Origin of the sequence: uncultured Shewanella sp., assembly GCF_947497935.1 — a bacterium.
In the GTDB taxonomy this organism is placed as follows: Bacteria; Pseudomonadota; Gammaproteobacteria; order Enterobacterales; family Shewanellaceae; genus Shewanella.
Genome location: NZ_CANMIO010000071.1, coordinates 1 through 238, shown reverse-complemented (window position 1 = coordinate 238; position 238 = coordinate 1). Strand labels below are relative to the sequence as shown.

Here is a 238-nt window from a genome sequence, read left to right as displayed (position 1 = left end):
TAACTATGTTTCTTATAGAAACCAGAATTAGAACTTACTCTGAAAAGAGTGGCACTTAATGTGTGTTCGAACTCAAACATAATTTCAGTTTACTTGCTCCGGCGAGTAACAGCTTTCCAAACTTTTTTACCTTTAGTTTTTTAAAAACTGAAAGTAAAAGCAGAATTTGTCTGGAAACCATAGAGCTGTGGCACCACCTGAATCCATTCCGAACTCAGAAGTGAAACACAGTATCGCC

The 238-nt window shown here is 37.0% G+C and carries 1 rRNA gene; it reads left to right on the top strand.

Features of this window, described 5'->3' with window-relative positions:
* Window positions 1–169 precede the first annotated feature (169 nt).
* Window positions 170–238, top strand: a 5S ribosomal RNA gene (gene rrf / locus Q1A86_RS21170); the annotation flags it as partial.